16 protein-coding genes are annotated in these 23194 nt (G+C 64.7%); 10 read left to right on the top strand and 6 right to left on the bottom strand.

Annotated elements, in window-relative coordinates; all coding sequences use genetic code 11:
• Positions 1-8 precede the first annotated feature (8 nt).
• From C8D04_RS18530 to C8D04_RS04220, 5 genes are all read right to left on the bottom strand, one after another.
• Complete coding sequence (locus C8D04_RS18530) at positions 9-206, bottom strand: hypothetical protein (RefSeq protein ID WP_106447812.1); 198 nt, start codon at positions 204-206, stop codon at positions 9-11.
• 33 nt (positions 207-239) lie between these two features.
• On the bottom strand, positions 240-1067 hold the full coding sequence (locus C8D04_RS04240) for an SDR family oxidoreductase (RefSeq protein WP_158550279.1): 828 nt from the start codon (positions 1065-1067) through the stop codon (positions 240-242).
• Between the two features lie 526 nt (positions 1068-1593).
• Entirely contained in the window at positions 1594-3960 is a 2367-nt protein-coding gene (locus C8D04_RS04230; RefSeq protein ID WP_116003737.1) for a YgiQ family radical SAM protein, read from the bottom strand.
• Between the two features lie 128 nt (positions 3961-4088).
• Entirely contained in the window at positions 4089-4295 is a 207-nt protein-coding gene (locus C8D04_RS04225; protein WP_116003736.1) for a hypothetical protein, read from the bottom strand.
• 193 nt (positions 4296-4488) lie between these two features.
• Complete coding sequence (locus C8D04_RS04220; RefSeq protein ID WP_158550278.1) at positions 4489-5520, bottom strand: AraC family transcriptional regulator; 1032 nt, start codon at positions 5518-5520, stop codon at positions 4489-4491.
• A gap of 81 nt (positions 5521-5601) precedes the next feature.
• Here C8D04_RS04220 and C8D04_RS04215 point away from each other — a divergent pair, with 81 nt between their 5' ends.
• The 4 genes from C8D04_RS04215 to C8D04_RS04200 all read left to right on the top strand — a co-directional run bounded on the left by C8D04_RS04215 (position 5602) and on the right by C8D04_RS04200 (position 11938).
• Positions 5602-7218, top strand: a complete 1617-nt coding sequence (locus C8D04_RS04215; protein WP_116003734.1) for an FAD-binding oxidoreductase — start codon at positions 5602-5604, stop codon at positions 7216-7218.
• Positions 7206-8936, top strand: coding sequence for a glycerol-3-phosphate dehydrogenase/oxidase (locus C8D04_RS04210; protein ID WP_116003733.1), 1731 nt, complete (start codon positions 7206-7208; stop codon positions 8934-8936). The genes C8D04_RS04215 and C8D04_RS04210 overlap by 13 nt, the downstream gene beginning before the upstream one ends.
• A gap of 67 nt (positions 8937-9003) precedes the next feature.
• Positions 9004-10563, top strand: coding sequence for an FGGY-family carbohydrate kinase (locus C8D04_RS04205; RefSeq protein ID WP_116006007.1), 1560 nt, complete (start codon positions 9004-9006; stop codon positions 10561-10563).
• 22 nt (positions 10564-10585) lie between these two features.
• Positions 10586-11938, top strand: coding sequence for a phospholipase (locus C8D04_RS04200; protein ID WP_116003732.1), 1353 nt, complete (start codon positions 10586-10588; stop codon positions 11936-11938).
• Positions 11939-11968: 30 nt separating this feature from the next.
• Here the strand turns inward: C8D04_RS04200 and C8D04_RS04195 are convergent, their stop codons facing one another.
• Positions 11969-12268 carry a hypothetical protein gene (locus C8D04_RS04195; RefSeq protein WP_116003731.1) on the bottom strand — a complete coding sequence of 100 codons (300 nt, stop codon included), beginning with the start codon at positions 12266-12268 and terminating at the stop codon, positions 11969-11971.
• 520 nt (positions 12269-12788) lie between these two features.
• Here C8D04_RS04195 and C8D04_RS04190 point away from each other — a divergent pair.
• The 6 genes from C8D04_RS04190 (at position 12789) to C8D04_RS04165 (ending at position 23148) form a co-directional block, all read left to right on the top strand.
• Positions 12789-14918 (top strand): TonB-dependent receptor, encoded by a 2130-nt coding sequence (locus tag C8D04_RS04190; protein WP_116003730.1) that lies wholly within the window; start codon positions 12789-12791, stop codon positions 14916-14918.
• A 13-nt stretch (positions 14919-14931) separates the two neighbouring features.
• Positions 14932-16476: a PepSY domain-containing protein gene (locus C8D04_RS04185; protein WP_116003729.1), complete on the top strand. Its 1545-nt coding sequence runs from the start codon at positions 14932-14934 to the stop codon at positions 16474-16476.
• 145 nt (positions 16477-16621) lie between these two features.
• Entirely contained in the window at positions 16622-17233 is a 612-nt protein-coding gene (locus tag C8D04_RS04180; protein ID WP_116003728.1) for a YigZ family protein, read from the top strand.
• Positions 17234-17518: 285 nt separating this feature from the next.
• Complete coding sequence (locus tag C8D04_RS04175) at positions 17519-18934, top strand: dihydrolipoyl dehydrogenase (protein ID WP_116003727.1); 1416 nt, start codon at positions 17519-17521, stop codon at positions 18932-18934.
• A gap of 74 nt (positions 18935-19008) precedes the next feature.
• Positions 19009-19224 carry a YjfB family protein gene (locus C8D04_RS04170; protein ID WP_116003726.1) on the top strand — a complete coding sequence of 72 codons (216 nt, stop codon included), beginning with the start codon at positions 19009-19011 and terminating at the stop codon, positions 19222-19224.
• Between the two features lie 306 nt (positions 19225-19530).
• Positions 19531-23148: a DNA methyltransferase gene (locus C8D04_RS04165; protein WP_116003725.1), complete on the top strand. Its 3618-nt coding sequence runs from the start codon at positions 19531-19533 to the stop codon at positions 23146-23148.
• Positions 23149-23194: the final 46 nt, after the last annotated feature.

Below are 23194 nucleotides of genomic sequence, written 5' to 3'. Positions count from 1 at the left end.
GTGCCCGTTCAGCGCGGCTTCTTCTTTGGCCCGGGTCGTGCGCTTCCGGTGACCCGGGGCAGCAGGCCGGTGTGCTGGCTCAAAATTTGCCCTGGCTTGGGCTGGTTCTTCGCCATCACCATCGAAGGAATGGTCAATAACTTCTCGTTCTTCTGGCTGCCGCAACTGCCGGCCATGGGCTGGTAGGTGGGAATCAAATGGCGCATACCTTTGCCGTTCTGACCGAACCGGCGTAGGCTTCAACCAGCCAACCCAAAGCGTTGGCGCATGGCACCCATCAGGGCTTCTTCACCGATATCCTTGCGGGTTTGCATCAGCGCCTTGGCGTCCTCGCCAATCACATAGCGCAGCTGCGCGCTGCCATCGGTCGCCGCGTCGTACAGCGCCTGGGCCAGTTGCTCAGGAGTAGAGGCATTGCTGGTGCCTCGATTGGCCGCAAACACGCCCATGACCTTGCCAATGGATTGTGCATAAGGGCCGCCGTCGCCCTCAAACGTGCGCACCAGCGAGCGGCCCGAAAAGTCGGTCGCCACCGCGCCGGGGGCAAACACCTTCACCCGTATGCCCAAGGGCCCCAGTTCGTGGCTGAGCGACTCTGAAAAACCCACCACGGCGAACTTGGACGCCGCATAGAGCGAGTACAGCGGCATTGCCACCAGGCCCGTGAGCGAGGCCACGTTGATGATGACGCCGCTGGCGCGCTCGCGCATGTGCGGCAGCACGGCGCGCGTCACCGCAAAGACGCCAAAAACGTTGGTCTGGAACTGGCGCTCGATGACCTCTTGCGTGGCGGTCTCGAACGGGCCGAACAGGCCGTAGCCGGCGTTGTTGATAAGTACGTCGATCTGCCCGAAACGCTCCGCAGCCTGCGCCACTGCCGCGTCGACTGACTTCTGGTCTGTCACATCAAGCGCAAAGGTCGCCACCTTGCCCGCGCCGTCCTCGAAGTGGGCGCTAGCGGGGTTGCGCAGCGTCGCGGCGACGTTCCAGCCCTGCGCGGCAAAGTGCTGCACCGCAGCCGCACCGATGCCCGAGGAACAACCTGTGATCAAAACTGTGTGATTCATGGATGAATCTCCAATTGGATGCGAAGGGATCGCATCACGGGAGCGAGTATGCGCGTGTCGGGCGTGAGGTGCACGTCGGCATCCTTCGCCAATCTCGACCATTGGCATCCAACGACGCAGGCATTTTTGGTTTGCGCACTGCTTCACAGTGACTTTTGACCGGCATGGCCCAAGTGGATTGGGTTTGGCAGTACTGACCCTTGCGAATTCATGCTGATTCGCTCTTGTCTTCTATGAGCGTAGAAAGTGATTTGGTGCGCAGCATTGCCGACCTGGCCACCACGGCCTGTTGGTGGAGGTGGGCAAGCACGACGATGCCGACTCGCTCAGGGCCAAGCTGCAAGCAGCAGGCGCGGTGGCAGCGTTCTATTGCCGAACTTTGGTCATTGAAGACCTGATTGAGCAGCCGCTGAGCGACACCAATCAATCGGTGACGGTGGGCACGCACACCGCAGCGCCCAACCGGACAATGAGTGAACAGCCCCGCGCTCCAGCGCCCCGTTCACACCATCAAAAACAATAGCTTTTAGCGCTTACCAGACGGGCGATAGCTTGGCTTTTTGCCTGCAGTTCCCGCACGCGGCGGCAGGCCCGTGTGCTGGCTCAGAATCTGTCCCGGCTTGGGCTGGTTTTTCTCCATCACCATCGACGGAATCGTCAGGAACTTCTCGTTCTTCTGGCTACCGCACGCACCCGCCAAAGGCTGGAAGGTGGGAATCAAATGGTGCTTGCCGTTGCCAATCAGGTCGGCGCGGCCCATGGCCTTGAGCGCGTCGCGCAGCAGCGGCCAGTTCTTCGGGTCGTGGTAGCGCAAAAAAGCTTTGTGCAGGCGGCGGCGTTTTTCGCCGCGCACCACGTCCACCTTTTCGCCCCGTTCATCGCGGTGCACGCCCTTGAGGGTGTTGATGCCGGTGTGGTACATCGCCGTGGCGCTGGCCATGGTGCTGGGGTAGAAGGTTTGCACCTGGTCGGCGCGGAAGCTGTGTTTCTTGAGCCAGATGGCCAGGTTCATCATGTCTTCGTCGCTGGTGCCGGGATGGGCGGCGATGAAGTAGGGGATGAGGAACTGCTTCTTGCCCGCCTCGGCCGAGTATTTCTCAAACAGCTGCTTGAATTTGTCGTAGTTGCCGATCGTCGGCTTCATCATCTTGGTGAGCGGGCCAGCCTCGGTGTGCTCGGGCGCGATCTTGAGATACCCGCCCACGTGGTGCTGCACCAGTTCTTTCACGTACTCGGGCGATTGGTTGGCCAGGTCGTAGCGCAAGCCGGAGCTGATGAGGATTTTCTTGATGCCCTTGATCGCCCGGCCGCGCTTGTAGATGGAAATCAGCGGGTTGTGGTCGGTCGTCAGGTTCGAGCAGATGCCGGGATACACACAGCTCGGCTTGCGGCAGGCCGCCTCGATCTCGGGCGTGCGGCAGCCCAGGCGGTACATGTTGGCCGTGGGGCCGCCCAGGTCGGAGATGGTGCCGGTGAAGCCCTGCACTTTGTCGCGCACGTCCTCGATCTCGCGCAGGATGGAATCCTCGGAGCGGCTCTGGATGATGCGGCCCTCGTGCTCGGTGATGGAGCAGAAGGTGCAGCCGCCAAAGCAGCCGCGCATGATGTTGATGGAGAAGCGGATCACTTCCCACGCGGGGATTTTCGTCTCGCCGTCGTGCCGGCCTTGCGCGTCGGCGTAGCTCGGGTGCGGGCTGCGGGCGTAGGGCAGGTCGAAGATGTGGTCCATCTCGGCCGTGGTGAGCGGGATGGGCGGCGGGTTGAGCCACACGTCGCGCGCGGTGGTGCCCTCGCCATGCGCCTGCACCAGCGCGCGGGCATTGCCAGGGTTGGTCTCCAGGTGCATAACGCGGTTGGCGTGGGCGTAGAGCACCGGGTCGCTCTTGACCTGCTCGTAGCTGGGAATGCGAATGACCGTGCGGTCTTGCGGCGGCGCCTTGCGTTTGGCTGCAAGCGCCGGATTGGGCACGAAGTTGAGCGCATGCGTAGTCGCGCTTTTTTCAGACTGTTTTTGGCCGTCAGCGCTTATCTGCTCTGCGCCAGCAGCTATCGAAATCGTAGTATCTTGCGAGCTGCAGGTACCGCCCTGCTCGGCCGCCTGCTCGCTGGTGGTTTGGTAGGGGTTGATGTGGTCTTCTACGCGGCCGGGCTGGTCGACGTCGGTGGAATCGATTTCAAACCAGCCGCCTGGCGTGCTGCGGCGCACAAAAACCGTGCCGCGCACGTCGGTGATGTCGGCCACGGGTTCGCGTGCGGCCAGGCGGTGGGCCACTTCGACCAGGGCGCGCTCGGCGTTGCCGTACAGCAGCAGGTCGCACTTGGCGTCCACCACGATGGAGCGGCGCACCTTGTCGCTCCAGTAGTCGTAGTGGGCAATGCGGCGCAGGCTGCCTTCGATGCCGCCGAGCACGATGGGCACGTCTTTGTACGCCTCGCGGCAGCGCTGGCTGTAGACGATGGCGGCGCGGTCGGGGCGGCGGTTGCCTTCGGCGCCGGGGGTGTAGGCGTCGTCGCTGCGAATTTTGCGATCGGCCGTATAGCGGTTGATCATGGAATCCATGTTCCCCGCCGTCACGCCCCAGAACAGATTGGGTTTGCCCAGCGCCTTGAAGGGCTCGGCGCTTTGCCAGTCGGGCTGGGCAATGATGCCGACGCGAAAGCCCTGCGCTTCGAGCGTGCGGCCAATCACGGCCATGCCAAAGCTCGGGTGGTCGATGTAGGCGTCGCCGGTGACGAGCACGATGTCGCAGCTGTCCCAGCCAAGCTGGTCCATCTCGGCGCGGCTCATGGGCAGGAACGGGGCCGTGCCAAAGCGTTTGGCCCAGTACGGGCGGTAGCTGGTCAGCGGCTTGGCGGCACGCGCAAAAAAGGACACATCAACGGGGGAATTCATGGGGGTGCGGCCTTGGGCAACCAGGCGACCATTTTGGGGCAACCTTTGATTTTACGGCGACTGCCTCTTTTTGTCGCAACCTGCAGGTTTGCCCCCATGCGGCGCAGGTGTTGCCTGCGCTTTGGTTGTCACCATTCGCCCAGGTCACGCACCCGCTGGGCCAAGTCGATCTCGTCCGCGTCTTCCACCACCTCGGGCGGCGCCAGGCGGGGGCGGGACACCACAGACACGGGGCTGTCGTGCCGCACGGCAGGCACAGCGCGCGCAGCAAACCGGCCAAACACATGGCTGGCCAAGGCATTGCGCAAAGGGGCGTTGGGCGGCAGGGCAAACATGGCAGTTCCTTCAAGGGCGGGGTACGGACAGCGTAGGGCGCCGGGTATCAATCCAGTGTAGGAAAGCAACCCCTCCTTGCGTGTGACTGAGCGCACATCCACACCCCGCCTGCCCTTTCTATGGCGGCCAGCGTGACGGAAATCACACACCCTCGACGCCAGGCTTCTCCGTTCTGTGTGCGCAAGGCAACAGTCAAGCGCTGGCCCGAGACGCCCGGTACTGCCCTGGCCCCTGGCCCTGCCACTGTTTGAAGGCGTGGTGGAAGGCCGACGCATCCTGGTAGCCCAGCAGGTAGCCCACCTCGGCAATGGGCATGGCCGAAGTGGCGAGGTAGTGGCAAGCCAGCTCATGCCGCGTGGCGTCCAGCAGCGCCTGGTAGGCCACGCCCGCATCCATCAGGCGGCGCTGCAGGGTGCGGGTGGACAAGTGCAGGTCTTGCGCCACATCGGCCAGTTTGACCATGCCCTGGCCCAATCGACCCGAGATGCACTGGCGCACCTGCGCCACGATGCCGCCCTCGCGCGGGTGGCGGGCCTGCAGCAGTTCGTCGGCGTGGGTTTGCAGCAGCGGCAGCAAGGTTTTGTTGGCCTGCGGAATCGGCCAGTCCAGCACCTCTGCCGGAAAGATTGCGCGGTGGGCCTGCGCGCCCCAGCGCACGCTGGCACCACTGGCGCGTGCAATGGCGGCGGCAGTTTCGGCATCGGTGTGGTGCATGAATTCCAGCGTAAACCCGGTCACAGGCTGGCCCACCAGCCACTGTGCGCAGGTCTGTATGCCGGAAAACACCGACTCGACCAGCGCTCCGGCGGCCGCGTGGCCTGGGCAATCGTTGCGCCAGGCATAAACCACCTGGTCACCCTGGCGCTCAAAGGACGAACGCCCCAGATCGTGCACCAGCGATTCGAAGCGCAGCACCTGCTGCAGCGCCTCGCCCAGTGTCGGGCAAGCCAGCAGCAGGATGCCGTTAACGCCGTAGGTGGTGGGTTTGACGCTTTGGCCCAGACGCCAGCCAAACCCCGGACCCGCATGCGCCACCGCCTGCTGCAACAGGGCCCTGTAGGCCGCCGCTGTTATGTCGGTCTCACCCAGGCCACCGGGGCCGAGCACTTGTTCCAGCACGGCCTGTGGCAGCCCCTCCGCACGGGCGGCATCCCACAAGGTATGGGCATAGGGCGCCACCACGCGGGGCGCACTTGGCGCGATCGAACAATCAATTGGCGGCATTGCGAAGTGGCAAACGGGCGGCGCAGGACTACATTGGCGGACCTGGGGAAGCATTGCGCCCCTTTTGCAACGGAGTATGTCATGCGACGCTGGAACGGCTGGGGCGACGACGCCACCTCGATGAGTCTGGGAGAAGGCGCACGCGCCATGATCGCCGCGCGCCTGGGCCCGGGTCTGCCGGGGCAGGATGCGCAGCGCGAAGACCTGCTGGCGCGCATCCCGCCGCCCCGCCTGCCCGCGCACCCCCTCATTTCGCGCGAGCCTTCGGAGCGCCTCGCCATGGCGCTCGGCGAGAGTTATGCCGACTGGATCAGGAAACGCTTTGGCGCGCTGCCCCCAGTGCCCGATGGCGTGGCGTATCCCGAGTCGGGCGAGCAGGTGCGCGAACTGCTGGACCTGGCCCAGGCGAACCGCTGGATGGTCATCCCCTTTGCGGGCGGCACCAGCGTGGCCGGACACCTCGATTGCCCTGTGAGCGATGGCCCCATCCTCTCGGTCAACCTCACCCGCATGAACCGGCTGCTACACCTGGACAAGAGCAGCCAGCTTGCCACTTTTGGCGCGGGCACGCCGGGGCCGTTGGTGGAGGCACAACTGCGCGCGCACGGCTACACGCTGGGGCATTTTCCACAGTCGTTTGAATACTCCACCGTGGGCGGCTGGGTGGTGACGCGATCGAGCGGCCAGCAGTCGCTGCGCTACGGGCGCATCGAGCAGCTGTTTGCCGGGGGCCGCATGGAAACACCCGTGGGCCCGCTCACCCTGCCTACATTTCCTGCCACCAGCGCCGGACCGGATTTGCGCGAGCTGGTGCTGGGCTCCGAGGGGCGCTTTGGCATCCTCACCGAAGCCACGGTGCGCGTCACGCCGCTGCCGGAGCACGAGAGCTTTCACGCCCTCTTTCTGCCCGACTGGGACCGCGCCGAGGCCGCCGTGCGCGCGCTGGTGCAGCGCAAGTTGCCGCTGTCGATGCTGCGGCTGTCCAACGGCATCGAGACCGAAACCAACCTCACGCTGGCCGGGCACGAGCGGCTGGTAGGCGCGATGGAAAAGTACCTGGCCTGGCGCGGCTGCAGCGCAGGCAAATGCATGCTGATGCTGGGTGTGAGCGCGGACAAGCGCACCGCCCGCCACGCCCTGCGCGAGGCCCGGCGCCTGCTGGCGCACTACGGCGCGGTCTACATCGGCACAGCCATGGGCAGCAAGTGGGCGGCCAACCGCTTCAAAGGGCCGTACCTGCGCAACACCCTGTGGGACCTGGGCTACGCGGCCGACACCATCGAGACGGCGGTGGACTGGCCCCAGGTCAAACCGCTGATGCTCGCCATGGAGCAGGCCGCGCGCGACGTGTTCGACAGTTTCGGCCAGCGCGTGCACGCCTTCACCCACCTCTCGCACCTGTACCCGCAAGGCAGCAGCATTTATTCGCAGTACGTGTGGCCGATTGCGCCGGGCGGCTTTGCACCCAACTTCGAGCGCTGGCAAGCGCTCAAGGCTGCGGTGGCGGGCGCCATTGCCGCGCACGGCGGCACGGTGAGCCACCAGCATGGCGTGGGGCGCGACCACGCGGTGCACCTGGTGGATGAAAAAGGCCCGCTGGGCATGGCGACGCTGGCCGGGCTGTGCCGCCACTTTGACCCGCACGGCATCATGAACCCCGGCAAGCTGCTGCAGGACGGCGGGCCATGGGCGAACTGAATCCACCAGCGCAACGGGCCGCCGCGCTCGCGCGCCTGTCCGCGCAGCCCTGGGATCTGGTCGTCATTGGCGGCGGGATCAGCGGTGCTGGTGTGGCGCAGCAGGCCGCGCGGCGCGGCTGGAGCGTGCTGCTGCTCGAACAACGCGACTTTGCCTGGGGTACGTCGAGCCGCTCTTCCAAATTAGTGCACGGCGGCCTGCGCTACCTCAAGGAAGGCGACCTCAAAACCACCCTGCACTCGGTGCGCGAACGCCAGCGCCTGCTGCGCGAAGCCCCGGGCCTGGTGGAACCGCAAAGCTTTCTGTTTGCCGACTGCGCGGGCCGCAAGCCTGGGCGCTGGCTGATGCAGGCAGGGTTAACGGTATACGACTGGATGGCCGGAAATCAAGGTGTGGGGAGCAGCCACTTTTACGCCGACCTCGCCGCCACCCAGGCCTTGGCGCCGGGCTTGGCACCGCCCGGCCTGCGCGGCGCCCTGGTGTTCCAGGACGCCAAGACCGACGACGCCCGCCTGGTCTGGCGCGTGCTGCTCGAAGCGCAGCGCGATGGGGCCACGCTGCTCAACTACATGGCGGTTGAACGCCTGCAAGCGGCCAACGGCCAGGTCACCGGCGTGGTGACCAAAGACGCCCTCACCGGCCACACCCACACCGTGCAAGCCCGCACCGTCGTCAACGCCACCGGCGCCTGGGCCGACCGGCTGCGTGCCGGTGTGGGCGCCGCGCCGCTGCTGCGCCCGCTGCGCGGCAGCCACCTGGTGCTGCCGTTCTGGCGCCTGCCGGTGGCGCAAAGCATCAGCTTCATGCACCCCAAAGATGGCCGCCCCGTCTTTTTCTACCCGTGGGAAGGCGCCACCCTGGTGGGCACCACCGACCTGGACCACCCCCTGGATCTGGATGTGGAGGCCAGAATCACTGCGGCCGAAGTGGCCTATTTGCTGGACGCCGTGAACGACCAGTTCCCTGCGGCGCACGTCACACCATCCGACATCAGCGCCTGCTATGCCGGCGTGCGTCCGGTGATTGACGACGGGGAGCAGGATGCGTCCAAAGCCACGCGCGACCATGTGGTGCGGGACGAATCGGGCCTCGTCACCCTCGCCGGCGGCAAGCTCACCACCTTCCGCCTGATGGCGCAGGACGCGCTGGCGCTGGCAGCGCCGCATGCAGGCAAGGCGTTTGAGAGGAGCGACGCCCCGCTGTTCACCCCCGCACCCACGCTGAACCCGCACTGGAGCCCGGCCGTGCGCCAGCGCCTCACCGCACGCTACGGCGCGTACGCGGCCGACTGGTGCGCAGACGCGCGGGACGGCGATTTGCACACCATCCCCGGCACCCAGACCCTGTGGTTGGAGCTGTCCATCGCCGCCCGGCGCGAATCCGTGCAACACCTGGACGACCTGCTGCTGCGCCGCACGCGGCTCGGGCTGTTGTTGCCGCGTGGCGGCCTGGACCACCTGCCACGCATCCAGGCCCTGTGCGCGCCGCACCTGGCTTGGGAAGCGGCGCGCTGGGCAGACGAGATAGAGCGCTACCGCGCCCTGATCGCCGCGCACTACCAGCCGCCGGGCGCGGCGCAGGCATTGGGGTCGCAGGCATTGGGGTCGGATCACGATTTCGCGCAGCGAAACTCGTGCTCAGACCCCAATCCCGGAACCGTGGGCGCAGTCTCCGCTCGCCCGCGCCACCGCTTCCAAGACAATTCAATAATTGGGTAAAAACGGCCTCCAACGCTTATCCATCAAGCGCGAGCAGCTATCAAAACAGAAGAACACCGGAGACACCATGCCCGCCCCCTACCTGCTCGCCATCGACAACGGCACGCAAAGCGTGCGCGCCCTGCTGTTCGACCTGCAAGGCAACCTGGTGGACAAATCGCAGGTAGCGATCACCTACCAGTCGCCCGAACCCGGTTGGATGGAAGCGGACGCCGACGTGTTCTGGCAAGCCCTGTGCCAGGCCTGCGAGCAACTGTGGCAAACCACCAGCGTCAACAAGAGCGACATCGCTGGCCTCGTCATCACCACGCAACGCGGCACCACCCTGGCGCTGGACGAGCACGGCCAGCCCTTGCGCCCGGCGATGATCTGGCTCGACCAGCGGCGCGCCGAGCACGCCCCGCGCCTGGCCTGGTGGTGGGAAGCGGCCTTTCGCGCCATTGGCATGCGCGATACCGTGCGCCACTTCCAGAAAGAGGCCGAGGCCAACTGGATTGCCCAGCGCCAGCCAGAAATTTGGGCGCGCACCCGCACCTACTTGCTGCTCTCGGGCTACCTGAACTACCGCTTCACCGGCCGCCTGGTCGATTCGATTGCCTCGCAAGTGGGCTACGTGCCCTTCGACTACAAAAAAGGCCACTGGGCGCCGCCGCACGACTGGAAATGGCAGGCCCTGCCCATCACACCCGACATGCTGCCCGAGCTGGTGGCGGCGGGCACCGTCATCGGCGAAGTGAGCCAGCAGGCCGCGCAGGACACCGGCATCCCCGCCGGATTGAAGGTGCTGGCGGGCGCGGCAGACAAAGCCTGCGAGGTGCTGGGCGCCGGGTGCCTCACGCCCGAGATTGCCTGCCTCTCGTACGGCACCGCCGCCACCATCAACACCACCACGCCGCGCTACCTGGAGGCCACGCCTTTCATCCCGCCCTACCAGGCCGCCGTGCCGGGCCACTACAACACCGAGGTGCAGATCACGCGGGGTTTTTGGATGGTCAACTGGTTCAAGGAGCAGTTCGGCCTGCATGAGCAGCAACAAGCCATGGCCGAGGGCGTGACGCCCGAGAGCCTGTTCGACGCCCTGGTCGGACGCGTACCGCCCGGCGCCCAGGGCCTCATGCTGCAGCCCTTCTGGAACCCCGGCATCAAGGTGCCCGGCCCCGAAGCCAAGGGCGCGGTGATTGGCTTTGGCGACGTGCACACCCGCGCCCACCTGTACCGCGCCATCCTCGAAGGCCTGGCCTACGCGCTGCGCGAGGCCAAGGAGCGGATTGAACGCCGTGGCGGAGCGCCGATCACGCTGGTGCGCGTCTCGGGTGGGGGCTCGCAAAGCGACGCGGCCATGCAGATCACCGCCAACATCTTCAACCTGCCCTGCGAGCGCCCACATTTGTACGAGACCAGCGGCCTGGGCGCCGCCATGATTGCCGCCGTGGGCCTGGGCCTGCACGCCGACTACGCCGCCGCCGTGGCCGCCATGGCGCACATGGGCGACCGGTTCGAGCCCGAGCCAGTACACGCGCGCACCTACGAGCAGCTCTACCGGCGGGTGTACTGCCGCATGTACCAACGCCTGCAACCGCTGTACCGCGACATCCGCGCCATCACCGGCTACCCTTCCCAAGACTGAACCACACCACCGGAACCCCGCCATGAAACGCCTCTTCCTCGCCGCCCTGCTGGCCCTGGGCAACACAGGCACTGCGCTGGCCTGGAGCAACCACGCCCTGGCCAGCTACCGCGCTTTCGAGGGCATGCCCGAGGTGGCGCAGGCCGCCCCGGTCGTGGCCGAACCGCTCGAATTATTTCTGGCCGCACAGGCCCAGCCCATTGCAGCGCTGCTGGCCCGGCAAGATGCCTGGGCACAGGCCCACATTGCGCACTACCCGCCGCTGCCCGCCGCGCTGCGCTTTGATGCGCAGGTGGCGCAGCAAGGCCCGCTGGCGCTGCGCAAGGCATTTTTGACGGCATTGCGCGTGTCGCCCGAAAGCCGCCTGGCCCTGTACGTGCAGCCCGACCCCTGGAGCACGGCGCCGCAGGCCGAGCCCTTGGCGCACAACACCGTCAGCGCCCTGCCCGAGCGCGACAAAGACGGCGGCGGCCACCACTTCGTGCGCCTGCGCCCAGGCGAAGCCGTGGCGCCGCTGGCGGTGCTGGCCTCGGCCAGCGACGAGCCCGACTACGGCATGGACCTCAACCTGTGGGAGGACAACCCCTCGCCCTGGGGCCCGCGCTATGGTTTTGGCAAAATTCCGTTCGGCAACCCCAACCTCGCGTTCTCCACCCAGGCGCCCTTCCACATGGGCTTCTTCCACGAGTCGCCCGTCATCTACATGGCGGCGGGTTTCCTCAAGCGCACCTACCCACTGCTGCGCATCCAGCAATACCGGGGCCTGTCCGAACTGGCCTTTCGCAACGGCCACCCCTATTGGGGCTGGCGCTTTGCCGGGCTGGCGCTGCACTACGTGCAAGACCTGACCCAGCCCTACCATGCCAGCCTGGCGCCGGGCTTCTCGGCGGCGCGGCTCATCGGCATCAACCTGCTGTCCCTGCTGGGCATGCCGGGCCCGAAAAACGACATGGTCATCCTGCTGTCCAACCGCCACTTCGTGCTGGAGCGCTACGAGAGCCAGATGATCCAGGCTGCCGCCCAGACCCGCCAGGCCAGCAGCGTGGAAAAGGCCCTGCACGACACCGGCACCGATGCGGGCTACCCCGCGTGGTCCGACCTGTACACCCGGGACACCGTGGCCCGCCAGGCACACGACCTGGGCGTTACCGTGACCGACCAGATGCTCGCTACCGTGCCCGTGGGCTATGTCAACGACCCCAGTTTCGACTTTGGCCTGCACGCCAAAGACATCGACCTGATGGCCGAGGTGGCGCGCCAGGGCGAAGCCCCCAAGGCCGCGCTGGAATCCACCATCGCCACCTTGATGCGCAACGTCGGCGCACACAGCCGCAACCTGGTGCGGGGCATCCTGAAAAACACCACGCCGCATTGACCACAAACACGCGACATTTTTCCGTTCATGTCAGTGTTTCTTCAGCATCGCCGTGGCCCGCTTGAGAATGCCGATCGGGGAACCAAGCGCCCGCCCACAGAACACTAAATAGAGGATTCTCGTCACGAATGGGGCAGCCATCGACTGATATGATCGATGGTTAGCGTTTATCGAAAACGCAATCGTTCGCGTTTCTCTCTGCTGGTCGCTCTTCAGCATCCGGCGGCGATGGTGCGAACCCCATCGCATGTATTGAACCCTCCCGATGAACTGCCCGCGCCACCTCAACATCATCGCTCGCCTCATGTTGGCCTGGCTGATGGTGTCCATGGGTGTCGCCACCGCATCGCCTTTTGTCCAGCCCAAGACAATGCAGGTGATCTGTTCCCAGGCAGGGCATTTCACAATGGTTGCGCTGGGCGATGACACCGTCGTAAGCTCCGCTCATGCAAGTCTGGACTGCCCCACCTGTCTGGCCGTCAGTCCTCCTGCCACTTCGTCACCGCCCAAGTGTGCGCAACCCCAGCTCTGCGGGTATGCGCTGCCACACTATGAATCCTGGCACACACCCCGCTTGGTGGGTGCCCAAATGCCGGCTCGCGGCCCCCCGCCCGCGCCTCTGGCTTGAGATCGTTTTCCACCGCGTAGTGCACGCGCTGTGGAGCACTGAAGCCCCCCCTTCCCTTTCCGCTTGAACCGCGCCGGTTCTGGCATCGCGCCTGTGCACGATAGCCCCGAACCCTTGCTGACGCTGCCCTGCAGCGCGTCGTGGTGCACCCGGATCTGCCCTCGCAAAAGAATGGCCTGCACGCATGCATGCGGCTTCGCCTCGAACACTCTCTGACCCACCATGTCCATTCAAGTCCCTTTCCCTCGCAGTGCCCTGGCGCAGCTCACCTGGCTGGCTCCTTTGCTGCTCGTGCACCAGCCCGCACAAAGCCAGGCCACATCTCCACTGCCGGAGGTCACCGTCACGGCCAGCGAGGCTCCCCGCCTGGAAAAACCCGCATCTACAGGCTCTAACCTTGACCTGACACCACTGCAAACCCCTGCCAGCCTCGACATCATCAGCCGCGAGCAGCTGGAAGCGCGCGGAGACGCCTCGCTCATCGACGCCATCACCCGCGCCACCGGCATCACCAGCATGGGCCACCCCGGCAACAGCGGCAGCGCCCTGTCAGCCCGTGGTTTTACCGACTCCACTTCAGTCATGCGCCTGTATGACGGTACGCGCCAATATGGCAACGTCTCTGTCAGTTTCCCGTTTGACACCTGGTCGGTTGATCACATCGAAGTGCTTCGGGGCCCTGCCTCGGTGATCCACGGCGACGGCGGTATTGGCGGTGTCATCAATGTTGTGCCCAAGAAACCCACCCGTGGGCCGGTTCAAAGCGAAATCCAGGCCACCGTCGGCACCCGCGACAAACAGGCCCTGGCCTATGGAAGTGGCGGAGCCATCAACAACATGCTCTCGTACCGCCTTGACGTCAGTGGCGACCGCTCGGGCGGCTGGGTCGATCTCGGCGACACCCACAACGCCAGCATCTCAGGGGCTATGCAGCTCGATGTATCGCCCGATTTGCAGTTCAAACTCAGCCACGCACAGGGCAAGCAAAATCCGATGCGCTATGCCGGCATGCCCTCGATCAATGGAGAGCATCCCGAAGCTCTGCGCGGAAGGAACTACAACGTCGAAGACAGCCAGATCGAGTACCACGACAAATGGACCGAATTGGCGGCCCAGTGGACGCCCAACAGCAACACGCTGGTTCGAAGCAAGTTCTACCACCTCACCAGCTACCGCTATTGGCGCAACGCCGAGGCCTTTACCTACAACACCAGCACCGGCTTGATTGACCGTGCCGATAACACCGAGATCGCGCACAACCAGTCCCAAACTGGCAACACGACCGACGTCGCGTTCACAGGCATGCTATTCGGCCTGCCCAATCGCACATCGGTCGGCTTTGACATCAATACCAGCCAGTTCCAGCACACGAACAATACCTACACAGGGACAACGACACCCGTCGACCCCTACAACCCGACACCGGGGTACTACAACAGCTCCGTGCCCTTCATTCCGCGCTACCGCAACAGCGCCGACCAATACGCATTCTTCGCCGAAGACCGGCTGGAGCTGAACGACAAGCTGTCCATCGTCGGTGGCCTACGTTACGACCGGGTCAGCATTCAGCGTGACAACCTGGTTGCCAGCACCCAGGATTTCGACAAAACATACTCCAGCGTCGGTGGTCGCTTGGGAGCCGTTTACCTGGTGCAGCCCGACACTTCGGTGTATGCACAGTTTTCGCGGGCAGCCGACCCGGCGCGGGCTTTGATGTTCCTCTCTGCCGCCAACAGCGCTTTTGATTTCACCACCGGCCGTCAGTTCGAGATTGGCATCAAACAATCGATCCTGGACAAGAAGGGCGACTGGTCACTGTCCCTGTACCAGATCAAGAAAAGTAACCTGACGACCCGGGACAGTACCAACCCGTCGTTGTGGGTTCAGGTTGGCCAGCAGTCCACCCAGGGCATCGAAGGCACGCTGTCGCTGCCAATCGCCAACAAACTTCAGTTTGACGCCAACGCAACGCTGTTGAAAGCGCGGTATGACGACTTCACGGAATCCGTAGGCGGAGTGGCCACCTCACGCAACGGCAAGGTGCCCACCAACGTGCCCGAACGTGTTGCCAATGCATGGCTGGGTTGGAAGGTTTTGCCAAACTGGACTCTCTCCGCTGGCATGCGTTACGTGGGCGAGCGCTACGCCAACACCGCCAACACGATCGCGCTGCCTTCCTACACCACCACGGACCTTGCAGTTCAATGGCGCGTTGGGCCTGCTACCACGCTCACCCTGCGCGGCTTCAACGTCTTTGACAAGTACTACTTCACAACGGCTTACTACAGCGGTACGCAATGGCTCGTTGGCGAGCGGCGCCGCGCCGAGCTGACCTTGAACCACCGGTTCTAAGGACGCGCGAGTCATGTCGCACGGCGTACACGCCAAGCGCTTCATCTACCTGTTTCACCGCTGGAGCGGCATCGGCTTTTGCCTGCTGATGCTGCTCTGGCTGGTGAGCGGCGTGGTGATGCTCTATGTTGGCTACCCCAAGCTGCTGCCGCAGGAGCGGCTGAGGGCATTGCCCCCGCTGAGCGCGCCCGGTTGTTGCGTTTCCGCAGAAGCAGCGCTGGCGCGCAGCCGTGCACCAGAACAGGTGCAGGAGCTGGTTCTCACCCGCATTGGCGAGCATTGGCGCTACCGGTTGCGCGAGGGCGATGGAACATTACAACTCGTCGACGCGATGACAGGCCAAGCACTGCCGCCTGCGGATGACGCCACTGCCCTTGCAAGCGCCCGCGCCTTCCTGCCCGGCGCCTCGGCAGAACTGCAAGGACAGGTGGACGATGACCGCTGGACCCACGGGCGCAGCCTGGATCCGCATCGGCCATTGTTCATGGTGCAAATGGGCGATGCGCAGAACACGCTGCTTTACGTGTCCTCGCGTACCGGCGAAGTCGTTCTCGATGCACCACAGGCACAAAGGTACTGGAACTTCGTGGGCGCGTGGCTGCATTGGCTCTACATGTTCCGTGACGGTTCGTCGGACCCCTTCTGGACCTGGTTGTTGATCGCTCTCTCTGTCCTCGGCACCCTCAGCGCCATTGCAGGCGCGTGCACTGGCCTGTGGCGCTGGCGTTTCCGCGGGCAATACAAATCCGGCCACCGAACGCCGTACCGCAACCTGCCCATGCGCTGGCACCATGTGGCCGGCTTGACCTTTGGAACAATGCTGATCCTCTGGATGTTCAGCGGCATCATGTCCATGAACCCTGTGGGCATCTTCAACCCTGGGCACGGTCGCCCCGACATCGTTGCCTATCGCCAAGGTACGCCTGGTGCAGTACACGCCACGCTACCCCCCAGCGAAGCCCTTGACATGCTGCAGCAAGCCGGCTTTACGGCCAGCGAACTGGAATGGAAAGTCCTTGCAGGCGCCGCCTATCTGCAGGCGCACAGCGCCGACGGCAAAAGCCGTCTCGTCGTGCAGCACAACAACGGCTGGGCCGTGCAGGAAAGCTGGCCAGACGGTGTGCTGGCGCAGGCGGCATCCCGTCTGCACAGCGCTTCCATCGAGTCGGTAGAGTTTTTGCAAGATTACGATGCGTATTACTACGCGCGACACGGTGCCTCGATGTATGCAGGAAATGAACGGCCACTGCCGATACTCAAGCTCACGTTCAGCGATATCGGCCGCACGCAGACCTACATTGACCCGCGCACCGGCGACGTGGTTCACAGCATGGATCGCGCCCAGCGCACCGGCCGATGGCTCTTCAATCTGCTGCACAGTTGGGATCTGCCAGTTTTCCTGCGCGCAGCCTTGGCACGGGACATTGTCATCATTCTGCTCACCCTTGGAGCATTTGCCATCGCTGCGACAGGCTGCGTGATCGCCGTCCGCAGGCTGCAAACATTCCGACGGCAGCATGAACGCAAGAAACCTGTGGAGGCCCAGGGTCTGCAATAGCGATAAGCAAGTGAGTTTCTCCCCCGATCGCGTGGCCATGGCGTTATGAACCCAGCAAAACCGCCCTTGCTGAATCAGCGCTTCGCTGTCGAAATCCACTCCTGAAAGCACTCTGAGTAGGGCGCAGGGTAAGCTCTACCGCTCCATGCCCTACACCCTTGCAGCCCCCGTCCACAGCGAACTCCTCATCAAGAAAAGCCGCTTCATCGGCTGCGTGCAGCCCATGCCGGACCGGGCCAGCGCCCAGGCCCATGTCGATGCGCTCTGGAAGGAACACCCCGGCGCGACCCACATCTGCTGGGCGCTGCTGGCGGGGGGCCAATCCGCCGCCGTGGACGACGGCGAGCCCGGCGGCACCGCAGGCCGCCCCATGCTCGACGTGCTGCGCCACCAGGACCTTGAAGGCGTGCAAGCCACCGTGGTGCGCTACTTTGGCGGCGTCAAGCTGGGGGCGGGCGGCCTGGTGCGTGCGTACACCGACGCCGTCGCCCAGGCCCTGCTGGGCGCGCACAAGGTCGCACTGCAGCGCGTCGCGCATTTGCACTGCAGCCTGCCCTACGCACTCGAAGGCGCGGTGCGGCGCGAACTGGCCGCTGCCGGGGCCTGCCTGGAGAGCGCCGCGCATGCCAGCGATGTGCGCCTGCACTTCACGCTGCCCGAATCCGCCGCCCCGGCACTGGTGCAGCGCCTGGCCGACCTCTCGCATGGCGCCATCACCTGCAGCAACGTACCCGATGGGGATGAGACGCTGGATTGAATGGCGCAAGCACTACTGTTTCGATAGCTATAAAAAGCCATCCTCAAAGCGGTAACGGCCTTTTTTCCTGATTGGGAACATATCTCAAATGGTTTTTACTCCCTACCCCCTTGCGGGAGAGGGTACCCAATCCGGGCGCCGCTATTTATACAGAGGCTGATGTCCCTGTCTGAGGTATATCGCTCATCAGGCTTTTTCCCTGGTGTTTTGGCTGCATGGGCCTACACCACACAATGCAGGCCCATGGCAGCATGGTGTAACCCCCGCAACCCCCAGGAGCCCACCATGCAAAAGCCCTTCGACGTCATCATCCTCGGCGCCGGTACTGCAGGCCTTGCCGCACTGAGCGAGGTCAAAAAGCACACAGACAACTTCCTCATCGTCAACGACGGGCCGTACGGAACCACCTGCGCACGTGTGGGCTGCATGCCCTCCAAGCTGCTCATCGAAGCCGCCAACGCCTACCACCGCCGTGGCAGCTTCGACACCTTTGGCATCCGGGGGGCAAGCGCCCTGTCGATCGACTTCCCGGCCGTGATGCAGCGCGTGCGGGCGATGCGGGACGATTTTGTCGCCAGCACCCTCGCATTGACCGACACCCTGGGCAAGCGCAGTGTGGCGGGCCGTGCCCGCCTGCGGGGGCCCGACTGTGTGGAGGTCAACGGCGAACGCCTCACGGCACGCGCCATCATCATCGCCACCGGCTCACACCCCTTCATCCCCAAGCCCTGGCAGGCCTTTGCAGACCGCGTGCTGACAACCGATACGCTGTTTGAGCAAAACCGCATCGGCCCCCGGCTGGGCGTGGTGGGGCTGGGGCCGCTGGGTGCGGAACTGGCGCAGGCGCTCGCACGGCTGGGCATCGAGGTCAGCGCCTTTGCCAGCAAAGACATGCTGGCCGGCCTGAGCGATCCCGACATCAATGCCGTGCTGCGCACCGCGCTGGCAGCCGACATGCCACTGCACACGGGCGCCCAGGCGCAGCTGGAGGCGGTGGACGGCGGCATTGCCATCACCAGCGGCGAGACCCGCGTGGTGGTGGACCAGGTGCTGGCAGCCGTCGGCCGCAAGCCCAACGTGCAGGGGCTGGGCCTGGAGACACTCGGCGTACCGCTTGACGAACACGGCATGCCCGCGTTTCACCCCGGCAGCACGCAGGTGGGCGATCTGCGCGTTTTCATCGCCGGGGACGTCAATAGCGACCGCCCCTTGCTGCACGAAGCCGCTGACGAAGGCCACATTGCCGGTATGAACGCACTGGCCGAAGAAGTGCGCTGCTACAAGCGCCGCACCCCCCTGTCCATCGTCTTCACCGACCCCGAAGTGGCCGTGGTGGGCGCCAGCGCCGCCCATCTGGCGCACCCGTCTTTTGTAGTGGGCTCCGCCAGCTTCGCTAACCAGGGGCGCGCCCGGGCAGGCCAGCGCAACGAAGGGCGCATCGCCTTGTACGCCGATGGCACGGACGGCAGGCTCCTGGGCGCCGAGCTGTGTGCACCGGCGGGCGAACACCTGGCCCATCTGCTGGGGCTGGCGGTGTCGCAAGGCCTGGGTGTGCAAGACCTTCTGGCCATGCCCATCTACCACCCCGTGCTCGAAGAAGGCCTGCGCACCGCGCTGCGCGACGTATCCCGCAAGCTCCCTGGGCCGCGTGTATCCGACCTTGCACACTGCGCGCCGATGGGCTCGGCCGCGCTGGAGTAAGGCCGGTCGCAACGCCGTCCATTCAAGAAATCACCCTGCAGGTCGATAAAGCCTTATTACTGGAGTTTTCTGCCATGGACGTCGCCCTTACCAACGCCATCATCAACACCGCCACCAACATGGCCAGCGCCAAAACGTCGGACGCGGTGAACATCACCATGCTGAAAAAGGCGCTGGACATGCAACAAGCCACAGCCACCACCATGATCGACGCCATGGTGCAGACCATGCCCCAGCCCGCGCTGGCCACCTCGGGCACGCTGGGCACGCAGGTCAATACCTTTGCCTGAAAAACCCCACGGCTGCGAGCACAGCGCCCGCTAAGGACGTCCTGCATCACTCTACGCGAGTGGGTGTAGTGCGGGTCGGAATGAAAACGTGCAAATTCACTCCCCTCACCCATCGGTGACTCCGTGGGCTTCGTTCGGCCCGATGAGGTACTGGCGCGCCTGAAGCTGCAAGCGGGTGACACGGTGTTTCTTGTTGAATCCCCCAAAGGCGTGCTCCTTACGCCCTTCAACCCGGCTTCAAAAGAGGAAATCACGGCACGTGGGTGATGCAGCGGTGCCGCCCTGCCCCCCGCTATCATCCCGGGCATGGGAGCCCACAACACCGCCACAGGCGCCAGCGCACCGGTTCACAGCGCCGCCGCGCAAGACTTCATTGCCCGCTGGAGCGGCACCACCGCCAGCGAGCTGGCCACCGCACAAAGCTTTGTCATCGACCTGTGCGCGCTGCTGGGCATGGCCAAGCCCCACCCCACGCCCGAGCAGGACTACATGTTCGAGCGCCCCGTCACCTTTGCCCATGGCGACGGCAGCACCAGCGCGGGGCGCATCGACTGCTACCGGCGCGGCCACTTTGTGCTGGAGGCCAAAAAGCTCAAGGCCGGTAGCCACACCAAAGGTTTTGACGACGGCCTGCTGCGCGCCCGCAGCCAGGGCGAGGGATATGCCCGCGCCCTGCCCGCCCACGAGGGTCGCCCGCCCTTCGTGCTGGTGGTCGATGTCGGCACCGTGATCGAGGTGTACGCCGAGTTCAGCAAAACCGGCGGCACTTACACCCCCTACCCCGACCCGCGCAGCCACCGCCTGCAGCTGGCCGACCTGGCCCGCCCCGAGGTGCAAGACCGCCTGCGCCGCATCTGGCAAGACCCCGACAGCCTGAACCCCGCACGCATCAGCGCGCAGGTCACGCGCGACGTGTCTGCACTGCTGGCGCGATTGGCCAAGTCGCTCGAATCGCCTGTCGCCCAGAACAGAACAGAACAGAACAGAACAGAACAGAACAGAACAGAACAGAACAGAACAGAACAGAACAGAACAGAACAGAAATTATACCACAAATACAGCAAAACCCAATACCAGCAATCGTTAATAGCTCCCGAAATAATAGCATCCTACCTCACCCGCTGCCTCTTCAGCATGTTTGCGGAGGATGTGGAACTGCTGCCCAAAGGTGCCTTCCTCGGCCTGCTGCAAACCCATCGCAACGACCCCGCCACGCTGCAGCAGATGCTGCGTATTCTGTGGGCCGACATGGACCGGGGCGGCTTTTCTGCCGCGCTGGCCAAGCCCGTGCTGCACTTCAACGGCAAGCTGTTCAAGGGCGCAGGCGAAGACGGCTACAGCCTGCTGCTCACGCCCGAGCAGATCGACCTGCTGATCGCCGCTGCAAAGTCCAACTGGCGCGAGGTCGAGCCCGCCATCTTCGGCACCTTGCTCGAACGCGCGCTCGACCCCGCCGAGCGCCACGCCCTGGGCGCGCACTACACGCCCCGCGCTTATGTCGAGCGCCTGGTGCTGCCCACCGTCATCGAGCCCCTGCGCGCAGACTGGGCCAACGCCCAGGCCGCCGCCCTGGTGCTGGCGCACGAGGCCGCCGCGTTGCAAGGCAAAGCGATGGAAGCCAAGCTGGCCGAGGCCCGCGCCGAGGTCAAAAAATTCCACCACCAGCTGTGCGCCACCCGCGTGCTCGACCCGGCCTGCGGCAGCGCCAACTTCTTGTACGTGACGCTGGAGCACTTGAAGCGCCTGGAGGGCGAAGTCGTCAACCAGCTCGAAGAATTAGGGCACACGCAAGACCAGCTCGGCTTTGAAGGCGAAACCGTCACCCTGCAGCAACTGCGCGGCATCGAGCTCAACGAACGCGCCGCCGCCCTGGCCGAGCTGGTGCTGTGGATCGGCTACCTGCAGTGGCACATCCGCACCCGAGGCAACACCGCCGTGGCCGAGCCCGTGGTGCACAACTACGGCAACATCGAATGCCGCGACGCCGTGCTGGCCTGGGACGCGCAAGAGCTGGCCTATGACGACGCCGACCAGCTGCTCAGCCGCTGGGACGGCACCACGTTCAAGACCCACCCTGTAACGGGCGAACTAGTGCCCGACGAAGCCGCCCAGGTGCCGCAATGGCGCTACGTGGGTGCACGCAAGGCCCAGTGGCCGCAAGCGGATTTCATTGTGGGGAACCCGCCGTTTATTGGAAACAAGCGGATGCGCGATGCCCTGGGCGACGGCTATGTGCAAGCCCTGCGCGGCGCGTGGCCCGAGATTCCGGAAAGCGCCGACTTTGTGATGTTCTGGTGGCACCACGCCGCCGCGCAAGTGACCGCAGGCCAAACGCGGCGCATGGGGCTGATCACCACCAACAGCCTGACGATGATCTTTAACCGTCGCGTAGTGCAGGCAGCGCTGGACCAAAACACCCATCTGGAAATGGCGATTTCCGACCATCCCTGGGTGGACAGCGCCAACGGTGCGGCGGTGCGGATTGCCATGACAGCGCTTGCTGGCGGCGCTGGCGACGGTCGCCTTCACACCGTGATGGACGAGCGTCCTGGTGAGCATGGAGAGACCACAGTGGAAATGTTGACACGTACTGGTTTGCTTCATGCCGACTTGAGCCTCGGCGCGAATGTCGCGAAAGCGCAACCCTTGCGAGCAAACGCCCAGATCGCCAATCGCGGGGTCATTCCACACGGTGCGGGTTTCATCGTTACGAAAGAGCAAGCGGCGGCGCTAGGCAGCCCTTCCATCCTGCGTGAATACCGTAATGGACGTGACCTGACGGACGCGCCCCGTGGTGTCCGCGTGATCGATGCATTTGGATTCAGCGCTGAGGATTTACGCACGCAATATCCTGCCGTCTACCAATGGCTACTTGAACGAGTGAAACCCGACCGTGACCAAAATCCGCGACCAAAACGACGCGATTATTGGTGGAGGTTCGCAGAAGATCAACCAAGGATGCGCCAGTCCGTCGCGTCGCTTGATCGCTACATCGCTACCGGTCAAGTCTCCAAACACCGCGTCTTCCAATTCCTGGATGCCAGCATCCTGCCGGACGACAAATTGATTGCTATCGCACTCGACGACGCTTTCTCCCTGGGCGTCCTCTCCAGTCAATTGCATGTCTGCTGGGCATTGGCTCTCGGTGGCCGGTTGGGCGTGGGCAATGACCCGGTGTACAGCAAATCCACCTGCTTCGACACCTTCCCCTTCCCCGACGAAGACACCGGCCTGACCCCGCCCCTGCGCGAGCGCATCGCCCAGCTGGCCGAGCAGATCGACGCCCACCGCAAGCGCGTGCTGGCGCCCGAATCCGGCAACACCGGCCTCACCCTCACCGGCATCTACAACGTGCTGGCGGCCCTGCGCGAAGGCCGGGCGCTCACGGCCAAAGAGAAAACCCAGCACACCCAGGGCCTGGTGGGCGTGCTGCGCGAGCTGCACGACGAGCTCGATGCCGCCGTGCTGGCGGCCTACGGCTTGCCCGCCACGGCCAGCACCGACGACATCCTGGCCTACCTGGTGCAGCTCAACACCCAGCGTGCGCAGGAGGAAGCCCAGGGCCGCGTGCGCTGGCTGCGGCCGGACTTTCAAAATCCGCAAAATTCAGTGCAAAAACAGGAGCTGCTTGCGCAAGATGATCAAGCGCCAGAGGCTGATTTTGATAGTGAAAAATCGCTATCAAAACCAGAGCAAACCAAACCCGCCCAGCACCCCTGGCCCGCCACCCTGCCCGAGCAGGTGCGCGCCGTGGCCGACGCACTGGCCGCCAGCCCCATCCCGCTCACATTGAGCGCCATCGAAGCCCGCTTCAAAGGCCGTGGCCCCTGGAAGAAAGGCCTGCCCACGCTGCTGCAAACGCTCGAAGCTCTGGGCCGGGCGCAGGCGGTGGCGACGGGGGGCGAAGTAGCCTGGCGCGGCTAACGCCCTCGGGCCGGGGTGGCGCCGGTGCAGAGCAAGGGCATGGCGG

The organism is Simplicispira sp. 125 (genome assembly GCF_003096555.1).
In the GTDB taxonomy this organism is placed as follows: Bacteria; Pseudomonadota; Gammaproteobacteria; order Burkholderiales; family Burkholderiaceae_C; genus Simplicispira.
This window is presented reverse-complemented; position numbering and strand designations above follow the sequence as displayed.